Source organism: Synechococcus sp. CBW1006, from assembly GCF_015840525.1.
GTDB lineage: Bacteria > Cyanobacteriota > Cyanobacteriia > PCC-6307 > Cyanobiaceae > CBW1002.
Map to the genome: position 1 here is coordinate 3809801 of NZ_CP060396.1, position 22698 is coordinate 3832498.

Consider the following 22698-nt stretch of genomic DNA (forward strand, 5'->3'; position numbering starts at 1 on the left):
GAGCCTGTCTATGGACCACACGGCAGCCGGCGTATAGACGGCACGAGCTCATCGCAGGCCCTGATGCGGAACGTGAGAACCTGCCATGGAATGCCAAGGGAACATCCCAAGTGGTCACCACCATGAGGGTCAATACCGATGTCTGTGGCAGGGGCGGAGCAACCCGTAGTAGCGATGATGGGTCTGTAACGGACTCGGAGCCAAGGGGTTGCATCATCCCGTTTGGAGTCTCCCATCAACTGCCTACGGCAGGAGGAATGGGATGACAACAGACAAGCCGCTACCGATTACCAAGGTGATGGTCTGGAAGGCCTATCAACAGGTGAAACGGAACGGACAGGCGGCCGGTGTGGATGGCCAAAGCCTGGACGACTTCAACAAGGATCTGGAGAATAATCTCTACAAACTCTGGAATCGGATGGCATCAGGAAGTTATCTTCCGCCACCAGTTCGGCGTGTGGAGATTCCCAAATCCGGTGGAGGCGTCAGGCCGCTGGGTATCCCGACGGTTGCTGATCGCATCGCACAGATGGTGGTCAAGCAGGTGCTGGAGCCAGAGCTGGAGCTGATCTTTGATCAGGATTCCTACGGCTACAGACCGGGCAAGTCAGCGCATCAGGCAGTAGAGGTCTGCCGTCAGCGCTGCTGGAGGTCCAACTGGGTTCTCGATCTCGACATCAAGGGGTTTTTCGATGCTATCGATCACGACCTGTTGATGCGCGCGATCAAGGCCCATACCTCCGAGCGCTGGGTGGTGCTCTACCTGCAACGATGGCTGCAGGCACCGGTTCTGTTGCCGGATGGCACGCTCCATCCCAGGGACCGGGGCACACCGCAAGGTGGTGTCATCAGTCCACTGCTGGCCAATCTGTTCCTGCACTATGCGTTTGATGTGTGGATGCGCCGGAGCCACCCGGCCATTGCCTTTGAGCGCTATGCAGATGATGTGATCTGTCATTGCCACAGCGAGAAGGAAGCTCGGCGGTTGCTGGAGGCATTGCAGGATCGCTTTGCGTCCTGTGGCCTCCAGCTTCATCCCCAGAAGACCCAGGTGGTCTACTGCAGGGATAGCAACCGCCGGGCACCGTTTGCTGATGTCACGTTCACGTTTCTTGGTTTCGCGTTTCGGCCACGTGTGTCTCGCAATTCTCGCGGAGTCATCTACACAGGCTTTTTGCCGGCAGTGAGTCCGCAGGCTCTCCAGCGTATGCGGGAGAGGATTAGGTCGATAGGGCTTCCATCGCTCGTGTATCTGTCGCTTGAGGAGATCGCTAAAGTGCTGAATCCAGTGATTCGTGGCTGGATTCAGTACTACGGTCGTTTCTATAGGACAGAACTGATCAGGAAGTTGTATCGCTACCTGGATGACAGAATTGCAGCCTGGTTACGGCAGAAGTACAAAAGGCTGCGGGGTCGTCGGCTCCAAAGCTGGCGAGTACTTGCCAGGATCAGGTCTGGACATCGTGATCTGTTCGCGCACTGGCGTCGAGTCAGTGAAGTGGCATGTGGATGATGGGAGCCGTATGACGCGAGAGTGTCACGTACGGTTCTGTGAGCACCTCGGGGGGAAGTTCCCCGGGGTGACTCGACATGGTTCGTCTGGTTGAGGTGGTTCTCGAACCAGGGAAACGGGCCTGCCCACCCCTTGCAACGCCAGGCGTCTGAGGTGTGCTCGCTCAGCCCCGGCTACGCCGGGGCTGAGGCCCAGGGGATTTACACCACTGCTGGGGACGCCAGCTGCTGGTGCTCCTGTCGGTCCTTTTGGCCAGTCCAGTGGCGGCACTCCTCGGGGCCCTGGGGGCACTGACAGCAGCTCTGACAGGCCTTCTGCTGGGGCTGAACTCGTGGGAAGAGGTGATCTCAGGAGCGTACGGTTTCAACGCTGTCCTGGCTGCCATCGCCTTGGGCGGCATCTTTTTTGCACCCACCCGCCGGAGTGTGCCGATCGCCATCGCCGGTGCCGCTCTCACCATTCCGCTGGAGCGGATCCTTCTGGCACCCTTGACCAGGGTTGGCTTGCCCCTCTCCTCACTCCCCTTCGTCCTCGCCACCTGGCTGATGCTTGTGATGGTGCGGCGAAGACTGCCGGCCCTGGTTCCGGTGGCCCTTCACGCGATCCTCACCCCCGAGGAGCATCGCCGTCGTTTTCGAGTGGCCCGCCGCCTGCTGGCCGACTTCCGCCACCGCCTGCACCATGCCGCCTCCCCGGGTACGGGTCCAGGTCCATCTCTGGCCTCCTTCATGCAACCCGCTCTGGTGGCGAAATGGCTGGAGCTCTTTCGCCAGCTCGACCTCGATTCCAGCGGCTGTCTTTCCTTGAAGGAGTTACGGCGCGCCCTGGCGGGCGATTGTGCTCAACAGAGTCCTGCGGAGGTCAGAGCGTTGCTGGATCGGGTGCTGCGGCACATGGACCTGAACAGGGACGGCCGCCTGGATGCAGCGGAATTCGTGGAAATGGTCCTGCGGCTGCAGCGCCTTTCCCAGGGCCATGAACGCCTGCTGACCTACCTGCTGCCCGTCGATGCCAATGCCGATGGTCACCTCGATCGGGCTGAACTCCAGCGGCTGTTGCGCAGTGTCGGTGCCCGTCCCCTACAGCCCGAAGAGGAGGTCAGAATCTTCGGTCCACAGCAGCGCCCCCTGACCTGGGGTGAATTTGTGGATCTACTTCTGCTCAGCTGAACCACTCATGTGAGCCGTAGGGTCATGGTCGGCGGATCTCCGATGCCCCGAGACAGGATTCCGCGGAACATTTCGCTGCCTATGAACCCTTTGATCCCCTCCCAGGAGGGCCAGCAGCCGGATGTCTTCCAGGCCGAGCGCTACAGCCCGGCCCTGCAGCCCACCAGAGACGCTTCACTCGCTGAATTCGCAGCCGCCTGTGCCGGTTGCCGCCGCTGTGGTCTGGTGCTGGGGCGCCAGCAGGTGGTTGTGAGCCGCGGCAATCCAACCGCGCGCCTGATGGTGATCGGTGAGGGGCCCGGGGCCCAGGAAGACGCCACGGGGCTGCCTTTCGTGGGGCGCGCCGGCCAGCTGCTCGACCAGATGCTGGCGAGTGTGGGGTTGGACAGCAACCGGGATGCCTACATCTGCAACGTGGTGAAGTGCCGCCCACCCGACAACCGCAAGCCCACAGCCGAGGAGATGGCGGCATGCCTCCCCTGGCTGGAACGGCAGATCCAGCTGGTGGATCCAGCGGTGATCGTGCTGGCCGGCGCCACCGCCCTGGAAGGGGTGCTGGGGGTGAAGGGGGGGATCACCAAGCTGCGAGGCCAGTGGCGCCAGGGCAGCGGCACGGTGCTGGGTGGCCGCTGGCTGATGCCGCTGTTCCACCCCTCCTACCTGCTGCGCAATCCCTCCCGGCAGCAGGGCAGCCCCAAGTGGTTCACCTGGCAGGACCTGCAGGAGGTGCGGCGGCGCCTGGGTGAACTGGAGGCCGCCGCGGCCGGCAGTTCCCAGGGCGATCCGGCGTGAAGACCGCTCGCATGGCAGCAGGTCAATGCAGGCGCCTGCTGGTGGGGGCTGTGCTCGCGCCACTGCTCGCCGCCTGCGGCAGGCCACTGCAGGCCGAGAAGGCTGCGCCGCTCTATCGCTTCCGCGACACCCGCGACCTGGTGAGCCTGGTGGAGGACGGTGCGGCCCACCTGGAGCAGAAGGGTCTGCAGGCCCTCAAGGACTTCTCCAGGCCAGGGTCACGCTGGCTCCATGGCAACGACTATCTGTTTGTCTACGACGCCGATGGCACCAACCTCTTTCATCCCATTTTCCCTGAATTTCAAGGCCGCAACATGGGTCAGCTGCGCGATGTGACAGGCCAGCCGGTGGTGGATCGGATCGTGGCTATGGCCCGCAGGCCGGGGCCCAGGGCCAGCGGGTCAACGACGCCGACTGGCAGGAGCCGGAGATGGCCTCGGTACAGGGGGGGCTGCTCGCCGACGGCCTGACGGTGACCCTTTCGGGCCTGCTGGGCGGCATGGCCTCCGACACGTCCGCCAGCAACGTGGCCCTCAGCCAGGCCTCCGGGGCAACCAGCCGGGTGCTCGCCTACTGGGCTGGCGGCCTGTTCGCCCTGCTGGCATTCTCGCCGCGCCTCACCGCCGTGCTGGCCCTGATCCCCGACCCCGTTGTGGGGGCGATCTTGGTGTACATCATCGCCCTGGTGATCAGCTCGGGCCTGCGGATGATGGTCAGCAAGCCGCTCAGCCCCGCATCCGGCTACGTGCTGGGAACGGCCCTGGTGGTGGGCCTGAGTCTGGATATCCTGCCCCAGCTTTACCTCCACCTGTCGGCCTGGCTGCGCCCCCTGTTCAGCTCCTCACTCACCCTGTCCACGGTGGTGGCGATCCTGCTCACCCAGCTGCTGCGATTGCTGCAGCGTCCAGCCGCCAGCTGACGGTTCTGTGTGACAGGCTTGGCGCGTCTTCCGGCCCCACAGCGATGACCGCCGCCCCGGCCCGCAACCCAAGCGCCGCCGACAGTGCAGTGAACAGCGCCGCCCACAGTGCCGATGCGGCCATTCCCGACTGGGCCAACAACCCTCGCTACGACACGGTGATCCGCCGTCGCAAGACCCGCAGCGTGCGGGTAGGCGACGTGTTGGTGGGCAGCGACCACCCGGTGGTGGTGCAGTCGATGATCAACGAGGACACCCTCGACATCCCTGGCGCAACCGCCGGCATCCGCCGCCTGCATGAAGCCGGCTGTGAGATCGTGCGCCTCACAGTGCCGAGCCTCGCCCATGCCAAGGCGGTGGGCGAGATCCGCAAACGCCTGGAAGACAGCTACCGCCCGGTACCGCTGGTGGCTGACGTGCACCACAACGGCATGAAGATCGCCCTGGAGGTGGCCCAGCACGTCGACAAGGTGCGGATCAACCCAGGGCTCTACGTGTTCGACAAGCCCGACCCGAACCGCACCGAATTCACCCCCGAGGAGGTGGCCGCCATCGGCGAGCGCATCCAGACCACCCTCGAACCGCTCGTGAGCCTGCTCAAGGAGCAGGACAAGGGCCTGCGCATCGGTGTGAACCACGGCTCCCTGGCGGAGCGGATGCTGTTCACCTACGGCGACACCCCTCTGGGAATGGTGGAGAGCGCCATGGAGTTCATCCACATCTGCGACCGCCTCGATTTCCACAACATCGTCGTGTCGATGAAGGCCTCGCGGGCGCCGGTGATGCTGGCCGCCTACCGGATGATGGCCGACCGCATGGATGCCGAGGGCTTCCACTACCCGCTTCACCTTGGAGTGACCGAGGCGGGTGACGGCGACTACGGCCGCATCAAGAGCACCGCCGGCATCGCCACCCTGCTGGCCGAGGGGCTTGGTGACACGATCCGCGTGTCGCTCACCGAGGCGCCGGAGAAGGAGATCCCTGTCTGCTACTCGATCCTGCAGGCCCTGGGGCTGCGCAAGACGATGGTGGAGTACGTGGCCTGCCCCAGCTGCGGCCGCACCCTCTTCAACCTGGAGGAGGTGCTGCACAAGGTGCGCTCCGCCACCGCCCACCTCACGGGTCTGGACATCGCCGTGATGGGCTGCATCGTAAACGGCCCCGGCGAGATGGCCGATGCCGACTACGGCTACGTGGGCAAGACCCCCGGCACCATCTCCCTGTACCGCGGCCGCGAGGAGATCCGCCGGGTGCCGGAGGCCGAGGGGGTGGAGGCGCTGATCGCCCTGATCCGCGAGGACGGCCGCTGGGTGGATCCCTGAACCTTCGCCGGTGATGGTGCGGAGATCCGTTACGACGGAATCGGCCACGGGGGTTACGTTAAAGGGACATTCACTGACGACGGGAGCGCAAGCTGATGGCCAGAGGTCGCGCCGGCATCCTGGTGCTGGTTGGCTTGAGCGCCTGTGCGGCCACTGCCGTCATGGCCCGCGAACTGGTGATGGCCCCCGGAGGCAGTCCCCTGGTGAGCGACAGCCCCAAGGAGGTGATGGACCAGGCCTGGCAGATCGTCTTCCGGGATTATCTGGACACCACCGGCAAGTACACCCCCGATCGCTGGCGGCAGCTGCGTCGCGACATCCTGGCCAAGAGTTACGGCAACCCCAAGGAGGCCTATGAGGCCATCCGCGGCATGCTGGGCAGCCTTGACGACCCTTACACCCGTTTCCTGGATCCACGGGAATTCAAGGAGATGCAGATCGACACCTCCGGAGAGCTCTCCGGGGTGGGAATCCAGTTGAGCATTGACAAGGAGACCAAGGAATTGATCGTGGTGAGCCCGATCGACGGGTCACCGGCCTCCAGAGCGGGGGTGCAGCCGAAGGACGTGATCACGGCGATCGACGGCAAGACGACCAAGGGCATGACCACCGAGGATGCGGTCAAGCTGATCCGCGGCCAGGCCGGAAGCAAGGTGAATCTCACGCTGCGCCGCAAAGGTCAATTGATTGAGGTGCCACTGATGCGGGCGAGGATTGAACTGCATGCGGTGGATCATCAGATCAACACAACCCGGGAAGGCCTCAAGGTCGGTTACATCCGCCTCAAGCAATTCAACGCCAATGCCACAAAGGATATGCGGCTGGCGGTGAAGGATCTTGAGGAGAAGGGTGTGCAGGGCTATGTACTAGACCTGCGCAGCAATCCCGGCGGCCTGCTGATGGCCAGCGTCGAGATTGCCCGGCAATGGCTGAACGAGGGCACGATCGTATCGACCAAGACCCGGGACGGCATCCAGGATGTAAAGCGGGCCACCGGCCGGGCACTCACAGAAAAGCCCCTGGTGATCCTGGTCAACGAAGGATCTGCCAGCGCCAGCGAAATTCTCTCCGGTGCTCTGCAGGACAACAAGCGGGCCGTGCTGGTCGGGCAGAAGACCTTCGGCAAAGGTTTGGTGCAATCCGTGCGTGGCCTGTCGGACGGCTCCGGCATGACCGTGACGATTGCCAAGTACCTCACACCCAGTGGCCGCGACATCCACAAGCACGGCATCGATCCCGACGTGCCGGCCAAGATGACTGAGGCGGAGGCTCAGAAGCTCAAGCTTGAGGATCTGGGTACCGCCAAGGACACCCAGTACCGGGCCGCCGAATCCACCCTGATGAAGCAGCTGCGCATCACCGCCACGTCCGGTAGCACCTACAAGCCCGGCAGCGCAAACCTGCCGGCGGCCCTGGGTAGCCGCTGAATCGGGATTCTGGGGCAACAGTCAAGCCTCATTAGGCCAGCGGGGCCCACTGCCAGCCCGTGATCCGGGCTTTGGCCTGCACGTGCCCTGAGAGACCCATTCTTTTCAGCCATTCCCTTTGGAGCCACTGCCGTTGATCCACTGCCATCCCAGGCCTTGATGTCCAGCAGCTTGTGCCCTTGGAAAGCCACATTGTTTGTGACCCCTGTCCGATCGCAACCCCTGACTGGTGATAGGGCTGCAGGTGGATTACAGCTCAGTACCCTTCGGCCGCTGGCAGGTTTTGATGAAAAAGATGCCGCAGGGAGCTGACGATCTGAAGCTGAATGCCTAGGGTGCAAGAAGAACGTTCCGGTTCTCCGGACTGAAACTTCAACCCAGAAGCCCAGGGGCTGCGACTGCCACGACATGAGCCTTTTCGCCAGTTACTCGAAGATCCTCGAGATCGTGGGCGACATCATCCGGGTGGAGGTTCCTGCCGGAGAAGAAGTGGGTGAGAATACACCCCGCTTCAACGATCTTGCGGTCCTGCAGAACGCCAACGGCAGTGGTTCTCTGGCCCAGGTGATTGATCTGAAGCAGGGCTCGGTGGCCCTGCAGGTGTTTCGTGGAACCAAGGGGGTCTCGACCAACTCGCAGGTACGCTTTCTCGGCCATCCGATGACGGCCACCTATTCCGACAACATCCTCGGCAGGGTGTTTCGCGGCACCGGCGAGCCGATGGATGGTGGACCCGAACTTTCGCAGGATCCCCGGGTACCAATCGGCGGTCCATCGGTGAATCCGATGTGCCGCATCCTGGCCTCCAAGCTGATCCGCACAAACGTGCCGATGATTGATATTTACAACTGTCTGGTGGAAAGCCAGAAGATTCCGATCTTCTCCATCTCCGGCGAACCGTTCAATCCCTTCCTGGCACGGATCGGCATTCAGGCGGATGCCGATGTGGTGGTCTTCGGCGGTCTGGGTCTGATCTTCGACGACTACTACGCCTTCCGCAAGACCTTCGAAGAAGCGGGTGTCTTCCCCCGCACGGTGATGTTCGTCAATCTGGCCTCCGACCCGATCGTGGAACGGATCCTGATCCCCGACATGGCCCTGGCGGTGGCCGAGAAATTTGCCGTGGAAGAAGGAAAACGGGTGCTGGTGCTGCTCAGCGACATGACCTCCTTTGCCGATGGTCTCAAGGAGATCAGCATCGCCATGGATCAGGTACCGGCCAACCGCGGCTACCCGGGAGACCTTTACTCCCAGCTGGCGCGCCGGTACGAAAAGGCTGCCGATTACGCCAAGGGGGGCTCGGTGACGCTGCTCACCGTCACCACCATGCCTGGCGGCGATGTGACCCACCCGGTGCCGGACAACACCGGCTATATCACCGAAGGGCAGTTCTATCTGCACGACGGCATGATCGATCCCTTCGGCTCGCTGTCGCGGCTCAAGCAGAACGTGATCGGCAAGGTGACCCGGGAAGACCACAGCCAGATCATGAACACCACGATCCGGCTGTATGCCGGCGCCAGGGATGCGCAGCAGAAGCAGGCCATGGCATTCGAGCTCTCGGACTACGACCGCAAACTGATCCACTTCGGCGACCTCTTCCGTGATCGCTTCATGGACATCAATGTGGATCTACCGCTGGAGGCAGCCCTGGATCTGGCCTGGCAGACCCTGGCCGAGTGCTTCGAGCCTCAGGAGTTGCTGATGAAGCAGGAACTGATCGACAAGTACTTTCCCCATCCAGTTCCTCCGAAGCCAACTCCTGCCCAGCCAACTTCAACGCAGCCAACTTCAACCCAGCCAGCTTCAACGCAACCAGATTCTTCGCAGCCAGGCTCTCCGCCATCAGGCCCGCAGACAACCACCGTCGCATGAGCAGACTCTCCCTCACCAAAGCCTCCCTCAGCCGGCAGAAGGGTCTGCTCAAGACCTATCACGACGTCTTGCCGTCCCTGGACCTCAAACGTCGTCAACTCAGTGCGGAGCGAGAAGCCGCCCGCCAGCAGCTGGAGGAGGCCCGAACCCGGGCGGCCGCCATCGAGGCGGAGGTTGGGAAATCCTGTCCGATGCTGGCCCACGAGCGGATCGACCTCTCGGATCTGGTGACCATCACCGCCGTTCATCAACAGGAGGAAAACCTGATGGGCACCCGCCTGCCGAAACTGCAAGGGGTGGACTTCCGGGTGGCCGACTATGGCTTGCTGAGCCGGCCCTTCTGGGTGGATGCCGTGGTGGGCTGGCTGCAGGAGGCCCTGCGCAATCAGCTGCAACTGCAGGTGGCCGAGCAGCGGCTGGAGCTGCTGCGACAGGCCGAGCGCAAGGTGACCCAACGGTTCAATCTGTTCGATCGGGTGCTGATCCCCCGGACCCGCAGCAACATCAGACAGATCACCATCTACCTGGCCGATGCGGAGCGCGCCGGGGTGGTGAATTCCAAGATCGCCAAACGCAAGAAACAACGGCAAACCGCCGTAGCGCCATGACGATCATTCCTCTGGCCAAACTCACGCTGTTCGGGCTCTCGGCCGACCGGAAACCCCTGCTCGATGGCCTCCAGAGCCTCGGCTGCGTGCATCTGATCCCCCTGACCAGCACCACGGAAGACGAGAATTTCGTGGTCGCACGGCCCAGCGAAGACGCCCGCAAGGCCCTGCGCTATCTGATGGATGTCCGGCGACGGCGCCATCAGACGAGGGTCGATGCCACGTTTGATTTCGACCGCATCGTGGCCGAAGCCCTGGCCAACAGGCAACGCAAGCAGCAGGCCGAGGATCGGGTGCTGGCCCTGGGCAAGCGACTGGATGAACTGGAGCCCTGGGGAGACTTCAGCCTTCCCGATCAGGATGGACTGGCGGGCAATCTCCTGTGGTTCTACCGGGTGCCCCACCCCAAGGCCGCCGCATTTCGTGGTGCCCTTGGCAGTCTTGGTCTGCCCTGGCAATTGCTGCACGAATCCCCCGCCCATGGGTATTACGCCCTGATCGCCGAGCAGGAACCCGATCAGGCACTCCTGCCCGTGGCCCGTTCCCATGTGGGGGCCCAATCCCATCGGGATGTGCAGCGCCAGTTCGATGACGCCCGCACCGCCCTGGAGGATGTGGAGGCCGAGCACGAATCGCTCAGCCGCTGGGTGTTTCTGCTCTCCAAACACCTCACCCGGGCCGAGGACGCCCAGGCGCGGGAGCAGGCCAGCGGCATGGCCCTCGATGACGACACGCTGGTGCAACTGCAGGGCTGGATTCCTCGCCCCGCCCTGCCCCGTCTCGACGCGTTTGCGCAACAGCACGGTCTGGCCTATCTCGCCGAGGTGCCGGAGCCGAAGGACTCCCCACCCACCCTGTTGCGCAACCCCGCCACCCTGAGCGGCGGCCAGGATCTGGTCGCCTTTTACGAGACCCCGGGCTACCGCGACTGGGATCCCTCGATCGTGGTTTTTTTCTCGTTCGCGTTCTTCTTCGCCATGATCATGGCGGACGCCGGCTATGCCCTGGTGCTGGGGCTGGTGGTAGGCCTGAAGTGGACAGCGATGGGGCGCTCGTCCGGTGGACGCCACTTCCGCATTCTGGCGGTTGTGGGCCTGGTGATGGCGCTGATCTATGGAATTCTGGCCGGCAGCTATTTCGGCGTAGCACCTCCAGCTGGTTCCCTGTTGGCGCACTGCAAGCTGCTGGATCTCAATGATTTCGCCGCAATGATGAAGCTGTCGCTGGTGGTGGGCTGTGCCCACCTGCTCCTGGCCAATGGCGTGGTGGCCCTGCGGGGCCAGTCGCTGGCCCAGACGGCACCACCGATCGGCTGGATGGCGGTGATTCTGGGCGGGCTGACGCTCTATCTCAGCCAGGCCGAGACTCCCTTCCTTCACCTGGGCATCGGCCTGATTGCGGGTGGACTGCTCACCGTTCTGCTGCTCAGCAGTGAACGCCGTATCAGCCATCCGGCCGATCTGCTGCTGCGCCTGCTGGACGGGCTGGGATCGCTTACCGCCATCTCGAAGTTATTCGGCGATGTGATGAGTTACCTCCGTCTGTTTGCCCTGGGCCTGGCGAGCGCTTCCCTGGCGATCACCTTCAACCAGCTGGCTGGGCAGGTCTCACACTCGGGCCTGGCGTTGGGTGTGCCGATTGCCCTGTTGATTCTGGTGCTGGGCCATGGCATCAATCTGTTGCTGGCGATCATCAGTGGATTTGTGCACGGCCTACGGTTGAACTTCATTGAATTCTTCAACTGGGGGCTGTCCGGGGAAGGTGTTCCCTTCAGGCCTTTCATCAAAAAGGAGCTTGCCTCTTGAACGACCATTTCTCTCTACTCGCTCTCGGCTGGATCGGGATTTATGCCCCGGTCGCTCTGGGGGCGATCGGTGCCGCGATCGGCTGCACCATTGCCGGTCAGGCAGCGATCGGCGCGATGATGGAAGTCAACAGCGGCTACGGTCGTTTTGTCGGCCTTTCGGCGCTGCCATCGTCGATGTCGATCTACGGCATTGTGGTGATGTTCATCCTCAACAGGCCGGTGATCCCGGCCAATGCCGGGGCCCTGTTCGGCCTGGGCACTCTGTCGGGACTCGCCTTTCTGATTGCCGCGATCTATCAGGGTCTCTGCTGCGCTTCGGCGATCGCCGGATCGAAGTCGAAGCCGGAGATTTTCGGCCTGGCCTTGGCACCGGCCGCAATCGTGGAGGGCTTCGCCGTCTTTGCCTTTGTGTTCGCCCTGGTGGCTGCCGGTGGGATTCCCAAGTAAGTCACTCCGTATCACGTCCAACTCTGTGATCCGCTGTTCCCCCTCCTCTGTTCTGGAGTGCGATGCCCAAGTTCCGAACCAAACGTGAAGACACCCCGGCCCAGGTCGCTGCGGGGGTTGAGGAGCTGATCTCCCGTCTGCGGGATCAGGGTGTGACCGCCGGCAGGAGCCAGGCCGATCAACTGGTGGCCGATGCCCGGACCGATGCCCAGCATCTGCTTGATCAGGCCCGCCAGCAGGCCGACCAGATCGTGCAGCAGGCCCGTCATCAGGCGGAAACCCTGGAAAACTCCGGCAAGCAGGCCCTGACGCTGGCCCTGCGGGATGCGGTGCTGGAGCTGAAGTCGCAATTGATGGAGCGGTTCCGGGGCGAAGTGCGCCAGCTGGTGGGAGAGGAGCAGCAGAAGCAGGAAATCCTCGAAAAGATGATCCTGGAGGTGGTGGGTCGTGTACGGGGCGAGGCCGACCGCTCCGAGCAGCCTGAAGTGATCCTGCCCCGCCACATCGCCGGCCTCGAGGAACTCAGCCAGAATCCCCAGGAGCTCGAAAACGGTGTGCTCACCCGGTTCGTGCAGCTCGTGTCCCGGGGGATCCTGCGCGAGGGGGTCAGCTTCGGCGTCGCCTCCGACCACCAGCAGGGGCTGCGACTGCGGCTGGTGGATCGCGATGTGATGCTCGACATCAGTGATGCGGCCGTGGCCGAGGCCATCCTTCAGCATCTGCAACCTCGCTTCCGGGCGCTGCTGGAGGGTGTCGTGAAATGAGCCCCCGCTACACGGCGCTGATGGCCAGCCTGCCGCCCCTGGGAGGTCTGTTGGAGGCGCGGGCACCGGCGATTTCGATGCTGAAACTCGAGAGCCGCCTCACCTTGCTGCACCCCGAGGACAAACACACCCTGGACCTGATGGTGGGTTTTCTCTCCCAGTCGGTGCGGGATGACGACAGTCTGGCTGCTCCGGTGGACGCCCGTCTGCTGGAGTCGGCGAATCAGTTCTTCAAGGAGGTGTCGAACCCCACCCTGCGCCAGCTGGTGGCCCAGCGTCTCGACCTGCGCACGATCATCGCGGCCCTGCGCCGACGCCACCGCGGCGAAAGCGAGCCCCCCACGGGTCCCGCCTGGGGCTTTGGTCCCTGGGTGAACACGATCGAGCGGCGCTGGAAGGAGCCGGCCTTCGGTCTTGAGGCGGTCTTCCCCTGGATCCCCAACGTGAGCCACCTGCTCGAATCGGGAGATCTGGTGACGCTGGAACGCTCGTTGTTCGGAGTGATCTGGAAGGATCTTGACCGTCTTGGTTTCGGTCACCACTTCGACCTCGAGGCCGTGGTTGTGTACGTCGCCCGCTGGGCGCTGGTCGATCGCTGGTCCCATTACGACGCCCGGTTGGCCGTGACGCGCTTCGGCGATCTCGTCAGTACCTCGCTGGCGGGCATCACCAACGGCTCCCAGGCTCCGCCCCCCCCTCGATCCGCTCCCGCCACCCAACCCGCCGCTGCCAGCCGATGACCGAAGCCAGCTTCAACATCGCCCGCGTGGTCGCCGTGCAGGACGACCTGGTGACGATCGCCATGGCCGATACCAATCCGCGACCGATCCTCAAAAATGAGGTGATCTACATCCTCCCGGGCCGCAAGGACGGCAACCGGCAGGAACGCCTCAAGGCCGAGGTTCTGAGGGTGCACGGCTCCACCGCCGATGCCCAGGTGTACGAAAGCACCAAGGGAGTGGGCGTGGGAGATCCCGTCGAACAGTCGGGCGAACTGCTGTCGGTCACCCTCGGGCCGGGTCTGCTGGGCCAGGTGTACGACGGCCTGCAGAATCCCCTCGCCGGGCTGGCTGCCGGGTATGGCACGTTCCTGCCCCGGGGAGCCGTGGTGCCGCCCCTGGATACCGAGCGGAAATGGTCGTTTCAGCCCACCGCCAGGATGGGCCAGCGGCTCAGGGCCGGTGATGTGATCGGCACGGTGCAGGAAGGCCGCTTCACCCACAAGATCATGGTGCCCTTCGCCGAGCCTGGAGAGGTCACGCTCGACTGGATTCAGCAGGGCAGCTTCACCATCGACACCGCGGTGGCCCGCATCCGCGATGCCCAGGGCAACAGCCGCTCCCTCACCCTCACCCAGGAATGGCCGGTGCGACAACCCCTGCCCCAGAACCTGCTGGAGAGGCGGCTGTGTGAGCGGCTCTATCCGGAGGAGCCGATGATCACCACCCAGCGGATCGTCGACACGTTTCTGCCGATCGCGCGCGGGGGAACCGGTTGCATCCCGGGGCCCTTCGGCGCAGGCAAGACCGTGCTGCAGAACATGATCTCGCGCCACTCCGACGTGGACGTGGTGATCGTGGTGGCCTGCGGCGAACGGGCCGGCGAGGTGGTGGAAACGATCACCGAATTTCCCAAACTGATCGACCCGAAAACGGGGGGATCACTGATGGATCGCACGATCATCATCTGCAACACCTCCTCGATGCCCGTGGCGGCCCGGGAGGCTTCGATCTACACCGGGCTCACCCTGGGTGAGTACTACCGCCAGATGGGTTTCAACGTGCTGCTGATCGCCGATTCCACCTCCCGCTGGGCCCAGGCGATGCGCGAAACCTCCGGCCGGCTTGAGGAGATCCCCGGAGAGGAGGCCTTTCCGGCCTATCTCGACTCCTCGATCAAGAGTGTCTACGAAAGGGCCGGCATCATCCGCACCAACGACGGCAGCGTCGGCAGCCTCACCATGATCGGCACCGTGTCACCAGCCGGCGGCAACTTCGAGGAGCCGGTCACCCAATCCACCCTCAGCACCGTGAAGGCCTTCCTGGGACTGAGTGCGGATCGGGCCTACAAGCGTTTCTATCCCGCGGTCGACATCCAGATGTCCTGGTCGCGTTACTTCGGCCAGCTCGAAGGGTGGTTCGCCAAGCATGTCGCCCCCGACTGGGTAAAGCGGGTACAGGCCATGACCGATCTGCTGCGCCGCGGTGATGCGGTGAACCAGATGATTCAGGTGACCGGCGAGGAGGGCGTCACAATCGAAGACTTCATTCTGTATCAGAAGTCCCTGTTTCTCGACATGGTGTACCTCCAGCAGGATTCCTTCGACGAGGTGGATGCCAGCTGCTCGATCGAGCGCCAGAAAACCTGCTTCGATCTGGTCTGCGGGCTGGTGGACCAGACTTATCACTTCAACGACAAGAAGGCCGTTCGTGATTTCTTCACCCGCCTGACCGGTCTGTTCAAGAACCTCAACTATGCACCCACCAACTCGCCCACTTACACAGGCTTTCTGCAACAGATCCAGACTCTCGCCACCACCCAGGCTCATCCGCCTGGCATCGCCAAGACGACGGAACCGGTGTCCAGCCGCTGAGCTGAGCTGAGCAGACCAGGCGAGAGCTGAGCGGTGCAGATCCGTGGGGGTCTCAGACCAGGGAGGCCGCATCCTGTCCAGCGTCGCTGCCCGTCATCAGGCCGGTGAGATCGGTGGTCCCGAACACCTGCCGGTAGGCGGCAGTGCTGATGCAGGCCACCACGGGAATGGCCACGAAAAGGCCCACAACACAGGCCATCAAGCCGAGCAGCATCACGGCAAATTCCGCCAGGCCCAGCAGCAGCACCTGGCCCCATTGCGGGTCAACCACAGCGCGGCCCCGCTGGATCGCGCTGATCGGGCCAAGTCCCTCCAGCAGGCTCACCTGGGCCAGGAACTTCTGATTGATCACCACATAGATCAGCACCAGCAGGGCCACGAGCAAGGGCAGGACTGCCAGCAACTGGCTCAGCTGCGCCACTCCGAAGGCCAGGCCGGCGGCCACGAGGAGCATCAACCCCACCAGGACGCCGAGCACCAACCCGTTGCGAAACAGCCGGATCATGGCCGCCCCATCCCAGCGCACGAAGGTCGCGAAGCTGGGTTGACCACCTTCAAGAGCGCTCCAGGATCCCCGCACCAGGGCAACGCTCCCCCAGAGACTAACGATCACACCGGCCACAGCCCCCAGCAGCGCCACCAACGCCATCGGCCCGCTGATTGGCAGTCCCTCTTCATTGGTACCCAGCCGCTGAATGCCACTGAAAATCGCATTCACCACCGTGAGCAGCAGGGAGAACCCCACGAAGACCCAGGGGGCCCGGCTGAAGGCCGCCCAGCCTTGCCTGACCGCTTCGAAAACATCAAGTTGAGCCGGAGCAGGCGGAGAACTCTCGAACATGGAGGCGAGTCCCTGTGAAACAGCGGGTGAGCCCACAGTAGGGAAAGACATTCCGGCGCGCCATGACGATGTCGTCCCAGCACGGAGGGACGTGGTGGTTCCAGGCCTTAGTCGCCGGTCATTGAGACCATGAAAGCCACGGTGTTCGGATCACATTCGACCGGCGAATCATTAGCGAGCTCTTGACCCATGGCTAAGATCTTGGATTTGCTTTACTTGACTGAAAGGCAGCCATGGACATAGCGAAGCTCCAATAATCAAGTCTTGGCTGAAATGACTTGAGGAGAGTTTGCGGAGGACCCTGTTGAAGGCATTGCAGGGGGTGTTGAGCCCCCTTCGAGGAAGAGGGTCTGCGTTGGGTAAGCAAAGGCGATGGCTTCATCGAGGAATTTCTCCATAATCTGATAATTCACTTCTTGCTGAACATTCAGAGCCAGGACGTAATCACCACCTGGGACAAAATACACAAATTCAAATTCGAGAGCGCTGTCTGCAAACCGCACGAAATGACAGCGATCGAACTCAGCCGGCGGCACCTGCTCGACCACCTGCTGCAACAGCGCAGGAATGCGGCGCACTTTCTCCAGTGAGGTCTGGTATTCAACACCGATGTGATGCACCAGCCGGCGGCGGGGCAGATCGCCGAAGTTGCGGATCGTCTGGCTAAGCAGATCTTCGTTGCTGATCACGATGCGCTCGCCATCGAGGCTGCGCAGACTCGATGAACGGATTCCCACTCTCTCCACCGAGGCCCAGTGCCCGCCGAACTGAATCACCTGCCCGATTTCGAAGGGTTGATCCAGCAGGATCGTGAGATAGTTAATGAAGTTCGACACTGGCCCCTTCAGGGCCAGGCCGATACCGATGCCGGCACCCGCCAGGGAGGCATAGATCGCGCCCATTTCCACGCCCTGGTTCTGGAGGAATACCAGTCCCCCGAGCAACCAGAACAAGGTGCGGATCATCGGGGCCAGACTCTGCAGAGTCGCGATCTGCCTGTCCTTGCCGAACCGGCGCAGCGAGCGATCCAACAGCAGCAACAGACTGCTGTTCACCAAGCGCACCACCAGCACGATGGCAACCAACTGGAAGGCCCCCTCCACGACCCGGTCGAGCCAGGCACCGGCGGCCAGGGCCTGCAGCTCAGACACCAGGCTCTGCCACCCCCAGACCGCCACCCCCAGATAGGCCAGCGGCGTGATCGTGCTCAACACCAGGCTGGCCAGCAGATCGTCGGTGCGGCTGCTGGTTCGCCCGACCAGCCGCATCACCCAGCGCTTGAGCAGACGCGACGCCAGCCAGACCACGAAAGCGCCAAGGGCCATGCCGCCCAGGGTGCTGAGAATGGCCAAGGCGGCGGTGTTGTTGATTCCTCCCATCGGCATCCGTTGATCCTGCGGCACATTCGGGTGCACCCTATGCAGAGATCGACGCCTGCGTGGCTGAACCCTGAGCCATGCTGCAGCACACAGATCCAGCGAGGCGGCCCCCAGGTAGACGTGCAGGGAATCAGCCGGGCGGCATCCCCTTGGTGGAGACATCGGCTCCAACCTGTGGGCCTGGAAGCCCTCCCAACAGAGCACGACTGAGTTCCGTCGGCAGCTGCAGCTGCAGCGCACCCTCGCTGAGATGGAGGGTGCGCTGGGGGAAGGGGATCGTGATGCCGTATTGCCGCATAACGGCTTCGATGCGGTAGTTCAGGGCACTGATGATTTCATACTGACGGAGTGGCTGGTTGATCCAGATCAGCAGATGGAAGTTGAGAGCGTTGTCGCCGAAGCCCTGGAAGAACACCTGCGGTTCCGGTTCCTTGAGGATGCCGTCCACATCTGCGCAGGCTTCGCACAGGGCCTGGGTCACCTGTTGCGGATCACTGCCGTAGGCCACCCCCAGAGGCACCTGCAGGCGGGAGGTGGTGGAGCCGTGACTCCAGTTCACCACCCGGGATTCGAGGAACTCGGAATTGGGCACAATGATGGCAATCCGATCCAGGGTGAGCACCTCCGTGCTGCGCAGATTCACCCGCTGCACGGTGCCCTGCAGATCACCGATCTCCACGAAATCCCCCACCCGGATCGGCTGCTCGAAGATGATCACCAGACCGCTCACGAAATTCTTGGTGATGCCCTGCAGACCGAGGCCCACGCCCACGCCCAGGACACCCGCGAACAGAGTGAGAGAGGACAGATCCAGGCCCCAGAGCTGCAGCAGCACCAGGGTGCCGATGAACAGCAGGCCATAGCGCACCACAAAGGCCACCGCCTCCTGGGCTCCCACGTTGATGCCCGTGTATCGCAGGACCCGACTGCGTAACAGCCCCTGCAGGACCCCAACCAGGCGGGTGAGCAGCACAAACAGACCCAGCAACACCACGACATCCAGGACGGAGTAGCTGTTTTCTCCCAAGGGAAGAAACGGTGAGGCGAGGCTGTCGCTCAGGGCGGTGGCGACCCGATAGAAGCCGATCCGGGCGCTGGGAAACGGCTGAGCCGCCAGGGCGATCGCAGAGATCCACAGACCGATCTTCAGCGCCAGCATCCCGCTGCGCAGCAGAAAGCGCAGACCTTGAACGCGCATGGGGCGCGCCGGATCGATCGCAGCCGGCTCGAAATACCTTTGCGCCAGGTTCCGGCCCAGCCACCCCAGAGCGCGCTGACCCAGCCAGGCAAGCAGCAGCAGAGCTGCGGCCAGCAGGAGACTGCGGCGAACGTGATCCGGATGGCGCTCCCGGCGGCCCTGCTCGATCGCCTTCTCCAGCTCCGCCTTCCAGCGCTGGGCCTGGGCAAAGGGGTCGAGCCCATCGGGGGCATCGCGCCGGGTCACGGTGATCAGCACCTGCCCGTCGAGGGCGAGCACGGGAAGGTTGTTGTGCTCCCGCACCGTGATCTGCACGGGGCGACGGGAGAGCACGGCCTGCTGGAGGATGCGGTTGACCGGCTCCACCCGTTGTTCGGCACTGAACTCATTCGATGACCAGACGCCGAACAAGGGACGGCCGTCCAGCTCCACCTGCTCGGGCCCCGCAGCTTGCGAGGCGGCCTTGGTGAGCGATCCCGCGGATCCCTTCTCTGCCGGTACTGCGGCCTGGGGAATCACGGGCCCGAGCGGTGTCGCGCCTGCCCCCTGAAGCAGTCCCGCCCCGACCGTGATCGCCAACCACGCCGCAAGGACGATGGGGAACAGCAACCGAGGCAGTCGCTGACGGCCTCTCGGGGACCGTCTATGGCGGTGGCGTCCTTGAGGGGGGAGACGGTTTGGGGTCATGCCGCTCTCTCCAGAAGGCCGGTGCCTGAGGCTGACGCGAGGCCACGAATCTCGTGCCAACTTCCCACCCCCGCAGACCCCGCCAAATCGAAACTAAATATTAAGAGCCCAGGCCAGAACTGGGTTGGATGGGACAACCTTGGACGTGTCACAGTCCTCAGCCTGCTGGATCGGTGAAGCCGGGCCAGTCGGGCCTTCAGCCGGACCGCGTCACTTGTTCTCCGCAACAGGTCCCCATGGACATCCCGCCGCCCTCCCTCCAACCGAGCATGTCGGTTGCATGTCCTGTGGCCCCTGCGAGCGCATCCAAGCTGCAGATGTCCACCCTGCGCACCCGCTCCAGGCTGACCGCCCTGCGGGAACGGCTGGAGGTGCTGCATGCTCAGCTGGCCGAGCAGGTGGAACTCCTGCCGATCGGCAATGAGAGCTGGATCGAGACCGAGCGCGAGCTCCGGGCTGCGGAATCAGCCATGGCGCAGCTGCATGGCAGGCGATGGATCTGAGCAGGGGCAGTCTGATGATGCCCCAAGACATTTCACCCATGGCCCTTGGCGATCTCCCAGCTCAGCAGCGCCCATTTCAGTGGTGACCATGACCGTCTGCTGGAGGGGCTGAGCCAGGGGAGAAGGATTGGCTCCACAGGGGCCGGAGCAGTCCGGTCCCGATTGTCACGGCCGCTGTTGCTGATCCAGGATCTCGATGGGGTCTGCATGCCCCTGGTGCGTGATCCCCTGCAGCGCCGGGTTGATCCGGCCTACCTGCGGGCCTGCAAGGCGATGCAGGGGAGCTTCGCCGTGCTGACCAACGGCGAGCACGGCGGCCGCCGCGGCATGAATCCCATCGTCGAAGCGGCCGTGGGCGATGCCGAGGCGGTGCGCCGCGAGGGCCTCTACCTGCCGGGTCTGGCCGGCGGTGGTGTGCAGATCCAGGATTGCCACGGCCGGATCGAGCATCCCGGCGTGAGCGATGCCGAACTCAGCTTTCTCGAACATGTGCCGATCCGGCTGCGCGAGGACCTGACCACCGTGCTGGCAGGGCCGTCCTTCGGTCTGCGGGGCGACGAACTGGAGGCACTGGTGCAGACCGCCGTGCTCGACAACCAGGTCTCCCCCACCCTGAACATCAATACCCTCTTCCCCTATTTCGGGGCAGAACCGGAGCTGTGGGGCCGGCTGCAACAGGCCATGGCCGGCCTGATGGAGGGGCTGCTCGATCAGGCGGCGGCAGCCGGGCTGGAGGGGTCGTTCTTTGTGCACCTCGCCCCCAACCTCGGCAGAAGCGGCGACCGCGAGCTGCTCAGGCCCGGCCAGGCGGGCGATGCCGGCACCACTGATTTCCAGTTCATGCTGAGCGGTGCCGTCAAGGAGGCGGGCGTGCTGGTGCTGCTCAATCAGCACGTGCACCGCAGCACCGGTCGCCATCCCCTCGGGGCCGACTTCACCGTGCGCACGGCACCACGCCGCCATGAAGATCTGCTGCGGCTGGCGCAGGAGCGCTTCGATCCGGCCACGCTGCCGCAGCTGGTGGGCGTCGGCGACACGGTGACCTCCCAGCCGATCAAGCCCGGTTCAAACGAACGGCTGCGGGGCGGCAGTGACCGGGGCTTCCTGCGGCTGGTTCAGGATCTCGGCCGCCAGTTCAGCACCGACAACCTGGTGCTCTTCGTCGACAGCAGCCGCGGCGAGGTGCGCCGGCCCGGTCTGGGGGATGGCCTGCAGGAGGGCACCCCTGGGGCTGAGCCCCCCTGGGAAGCGGTGGAGGGGATCAGCGATCCCGCCGATCCGCTGCGACTCCAGTACCTCTTCGCCGGCGGCCATCGCCAGTACACCGCCTGGTTCGCCGGGCTGGCCGCGGCCCTCAACCCTGGGAGTGGGGCGATCCCGTCCGACGCAGACGCACCGGCGACGCCCCCGACGTGAGGCCCCGCCGCACCGGGTGGGCGGCATGGGTGGCGTCCAGTTCGAGGCTGGCGCGGCTGAGAATGCGGCTGAGCACCACCTTCATCTCGTACTGGGCGAACGCCATGCCGATGCAGCGCCGGCTGCCGCCACCGAACGGGAGGAATTCGTAGGGGCTGTAGCTGGTCTCGAGGAAGCGCTCGGGCCTGAAGGTCTCGGGATCGGGATAGACGGCCGGGCGACGGTGAGCCAGATAGATCGAGCCGATCACGAGCGTGTCCGGTTCCAGGCGCTGGCCTGCCAGGGTGACGGGACGGCGCACAACCCGCGGAAACGTGAGCATGCCCACCGGGTAGATGCGTAGGGTCTCGTTGCAGACCGCCGCCAGATAGGGAAGAGACAACACGGCCGTGGGGTCGGCGGCAGCATCAACTCCAGCCAGCTCCTGCTGCAGGCGCAGACGCAGCTCCGGCCTGCGATGCAGCCAGTAGAGCGCCCAGGTGAGGGCGGTGGCGGTGGTTTCGTGGCCAGCCACCAACAGGGTCATCAGCTCATCCCGCAGCTCCTGGTCCGTCATCGGCTGCCCCTGCTCATCCCGTGCCGCCAGCAGCAGCGACAGGATGTCGCTCGAAACCTCAAACGCCTCGGGTTGCCGGCGGCGCCGCTCGATCTCGTCATTGATCAGGGCATCGATCGCGGCACGCCGGCGCACAAAGCCGCCCCAGGGCTGAGCGGCCCCAGATCAAGCCGCAGCAGCGGGAAGTAGAGGAGGCTCACACTCGCCGGACTGCTCATCTGATCCAGCAGGGCGACCAGCAGCCGCTCCAGCTCCCGGTAGCGCTCCCCCTCCGCCAGCCCGAAGACGGTGGAGAGGATCACGCGCATGGAGATCAATTGCATCGCCTTCTGGGCGGAGAAGGTCGATCCGACAGGCCAGCCATCGATCACCGCATCGCTGATCTGAGCAATCGTCTCCCCATAGGAACGCATCCGCTCCCCGTGGAAGGGAGGCATCAACAGTCTGCGCATGCGGCGATGTCGGTCGCCGCTGATGCCGATCACCGACTCGGTGCCGAGGAAGGGTTCGAACAGGGCGTTGAGGTCCCCGGGGGCATCGAACGGATCGCCGTCGTCCTGATTGAGCAGCGTGCGCAGATCCTCCGGCGCGCTGAGCATCACCAGCGGCCTTCCGCCCCCTCCCAGCCGTGCCGTGAAGGCATCGCCGTAACGGCTGGCGGCTCGCCGCATGAAACGGAAGGGTGAGCGGATCCAGCCGAACGTCTGCACCACCCAGGGGGAACGCGGGCCGGCCGGCAGCGCGGAGCTGGGCAGGGTCCGAGGCTTCGACTTGGTCTGAGGCTGACCCTGGGCCTGGGTCTCAGTCTTGGTCTGGGGCAAGGTGGTCGAAGGGGAAACGACGGGACGCCACGGGGCGTGGTGGCGATGGATGCACTCCAGC

22 protein-coding genes are annotated in these 22698 nt (G+C 63.9%); 17 read left to right on the forward strand and 5 right to left on the reverse strand.

Annotated features, from left to right (window positions below; translation table 11 throughout):
• Positions 1–262: 262 nt before the first annotated feature.
• The 14 genes from ltrA to H8F26_RS18905 all read left to right on the forward strand — a co-directional run bounded on the left by ltrA (position 263) and on the right by H8F26_RS18905 (position 15236).
• The gene (gene ltrA, locus H8F26_RS18840; RefSeq protein WP_231597922.1) at positions 263–1513 is read left to right on the forward strand and encodes a group II intron reverse transcriptase/maturase; all 1251 of its coding nucleotides are present in this window, start codon (positions 263–265) and stop codon (positions 1511–1513) included.
• 260 nt (positions 1514–1773) lie between these two features.
• On the forward strand, positions 1774–2682 hold the full coding sequence (locus H8F26_RS18845) for an urea transporter (RefSeq protein ID WP_231605673.1): 909 nt from the start codon (positions 1774–1776) through the stop codon (positions 2680–2682).
• 81 nt (positions 2683–2763) lie between these two features.
• Positions 2764–3474, forward strand: a complete 711-nt coding sequence (locus H8F26_RS18850; RefSeq protein ID WP_197156520.1) for a uracil-DNA glycosylase family protein — start codon at positions 2764–2766, stop codon at positions 3472–3474.
• Positions 3471–3944 carry a cache domain-containing protein gene (locus H8F26_RS18855; protein ID WP_231605351.1) on the forward strand — a complete coding sequence of 158 codons (474 nt, stop codon included), beginning with the start codon at positions 3471–3473 and terminating at the stop codon, positions 3942–3944. The genes H8F26_RS18850 and H8F26_RS18855 overlap by 4 nt, the downstream gene beginning before the upstream one ends.
• Entirely contained in the window at positions 3905–4393 is a 489-nt protein-coding gene (locus H8F26_RS18860) for a solute carrier family 23 protein (RefSeq protein ID WP_197156524.1), read from the forward strand. Before H8F26_RS18855 ends, H8F26_RS18860 begins: the two co-directional genes overlap by 40 nt.
• A 44-nt stretch (positions 4394–4437) precedes the next feature.
• On the forward strand, positions 4438–5715 hold the full coding sequence (gene ispG, locus H8F26_RS18865; RefSeq protein ID WP_231597970.1) for a (E)-4-hydroxy-3-methylbut-2-enyl-diphosphate synthase: 1278 nt from the start codon (positions 4438–4440) through the stop codon (positions 5713–5715).
• Positions 5716–5810: 95 nt separating this feature from the next.
• Positions 5811–7142 carry a S41 family peptidase gene (locus H8F26_RS18870; RefSeq protein WP_197156526.1) on the forward strand — a complete coding sequence of 444 codons (1332 nt, stop codon included), beginning with the start codon at positions 5811–5813 and terminating at the stop codon, positions 7140–7142.
• Between the two features lie 408 nt (positions 7143–7550).
• A complete protein-coding gene (locus H8F26_RS18875) occupies positions 7551–9017 on the forward strand; it encodes a V-type ATP synthase subunit B (RefSeq protein WP_231605353.1) in 1467 nt (488 codons plus the stop codon).
• Positions 9014–9625 carry a V-type ATP synthase subunit D gene (locus H8F26_RS18880; RefSeq protein ID WP_197156528.1) on the forward strand — a complete coding sequence of 204 codons (612 nt, stop codon included), beginning with the start codon at positions 9014–9016 and terminating at the stop codon, positions 9623–9625. Before H8F26_RS18875 ends, H8F26_RS18880 begins: the two co-directional genes overlap by 4 nt.
• Positions 9622–11430, forward strand: coding sequence for a V-type ATP synthase subunit I (locus H8F26_RS18885; protein ID WP_197156530.1), 1809 nt, complete (start codon positions 9622–9624; stop codon positions 11428–11430). The genes H8F26_RS18880 and H8F26_RS18885 overlap by 4 nt, the downstream gene beginning before the upstream one ends.
• Positions 11427–11879: an ATP synthase subunit C gene (locus H8F26_RS18890; protein ID WP_197156532.1), complete on the forward strand. Its 453-nt coding sequence runs from the start codon at positions 11427–11429 to the stop codon at positions 11877–11879. The genes H8F26_RS18885 and H8F26_RS18890 overlap by 4 nt, the downstream gene beginning before the upstream one ends.
• Positions 11880–11941: 62 nt before the next feature.
• Entirely contained in the window at positions 11942–12643 is a 702-nt protein-coding gene (locus tag H8F26_RS18895; protein ID WP_197156534.1) for a hypothetical protein, read from the forward strand.
• Positions 12640–13383 carry a DUF2764 family protein gene (locus H8F26_RS18900; RefSeq protein ID WP_197156536.1) on the forward strand — a complete coding sequence of 248 codons (744 nt, stop codon included), beginning with the start codon at positions 12640–12642 and terminating at the stop codon, positions 13381–13383. The genes H8F26_RS18895 and H8F26_RS18900 overlap by 4 nt, the downstream gene beginning before the upstream one ends.
• The gene (locus tag H8F26_RS18905; RefSeq protein WP_197156538.1) at positions 13380–15236 is read left to right on the forward strand and encodes a V-type ATP synthase subunit A; all 1857 of its coding nucleotides are present in this window, start codon (positions 13380–13382) and stop codon (positions 15234–15236) included. Before H8F26_RS18900 ends, H8F26_RS18905 begins: the two co-directional genes overlap by 4 nt.
• Before the next feature lie 52 nt (positions 15237–15288).
• On the opposite strand, the gene H8F26_RS18910 is transcribed toward H8F26_RS18905, so the two are convergent.
• Both H8F26_RS18910 and H8F26_RS18915 read right to left on the reverse strand, forming a co-directional pair.
• A complete protein-coding gene (locus tag H8F26_RS18910; RefSeq protein ID WP_197156540.1) occupies positions 15289–16077 on the reverse strand; it encodes a hypothetical protein in 789 nt (262 codons plus the stop codon).
• A 257-nt stretch (positions 16078–16334) separates the two neighbouring features.
• Positions 16335–17291, reverse strand: coding sequence for a mechanosensitive ion channel family protein (locus tag H8F26_RS18915; RefSeq protein ID WP_231605354.1), 957 nt, complete (start codon positions 17289–17291; stop codon positions 16335–16337).
• Between the two features lie 22 nt (positions 17292–17313).
• Here H8F26_RS18915 and H8F26_RS19770 point away from each other — a divergent pair, with 22 nt between their 5' ends.
• Complete coding sequence (locus H8F26_RS19770) at positions 17314–17469, forward strand: hypothetical protein (RefSeq protein ID WP_231605356.1); 156 nt, start codon at positions 17314–17316, stop codon at positions 17467–17469.
• A 117-nt stretch (positions 17470–17586) separates the two neighbouring features.
• On the opposite strand, the gene H8F26_RS18920 is transcribed toward H8F26_RS19770, so the two are convergent.
• The gene (locus H8F26_RS18920) at positions 17587–19233 is read right to left on the reverse strand and encodes a mechanosensitive ion channel family protein (RefSeq protein WP_231597973.1); all 1647 of its coding nucleotides are present in this window, start codon (positions 19231–19233) and stop codon (positions 17587–17589) included.
• 425 nt (positions 19234–19658) lie between these two features.
• Here H8F26_RS18920 and H8F26_RS18925 point away from each other — a divergent pair, with 425 nt between their 5' ends.
• Both H8F26_RS18925 and stpA read left to right on the forward strand, forming a co-directional pair.
• Positions 19659–19844 (forward strand): hypothetical protein, encoded by a 186-nt coding sequence (locus tag H8F26_RS18925; RefSeq protein WP_197156544.1) that lies wholly within the window; start codon positions 19659–19661, stop codon positions 19842–19844.
• Positions 19845–20006: 162 nt separating this feature from the next.
• The gene (gene stpA, locus H8F26_RS18930; RefSeq protein WP_231605358.1) at positions 20007–21260 is read left to right on the forward strand and encodes a glucosylglycerol 3-phosphatase; all 1254 of its coding nucleotides are present in this window, start codon (positions 20007–20009) and stop codon (positions 21258–21260) included.
• Here stpA and H8F26_RS19960 read toward each other — a convergent pair.
• Together H8F26_RS19960 and H8F26_RS19965 are read right to left on the reverse strand one after the other, a co-directional pair.
• Positions 21199–21951: a cytochrome P450 gene (locus tag H8F26_RS19960; RefSeq protein ID WP_197156548.1), complete on the reverse strand. Its 753-nt coding sequence runs from the start codon at positions 21949–21951 to the stop codon at positions 21199–21201. The genes stpA and H8F26_RS19960 overlap by 62 nt on opposite strands.
• On the reverse strand, positions 21921–22637 hold the full coding sequence (locus tag H8F26_RS19965) for a cytochrome P450 (protein WP_197156549.1): 717 nt from the start codon (positions 22635–22637) through the stop codon (positions 21921–21923). Before H8F26_RS19965 ends, H8F26_RS19960 begins: the two co-directional genes overlap by 31 nt.
• Positions 22638–22698 lie beyond the last annotated feature (61 nt).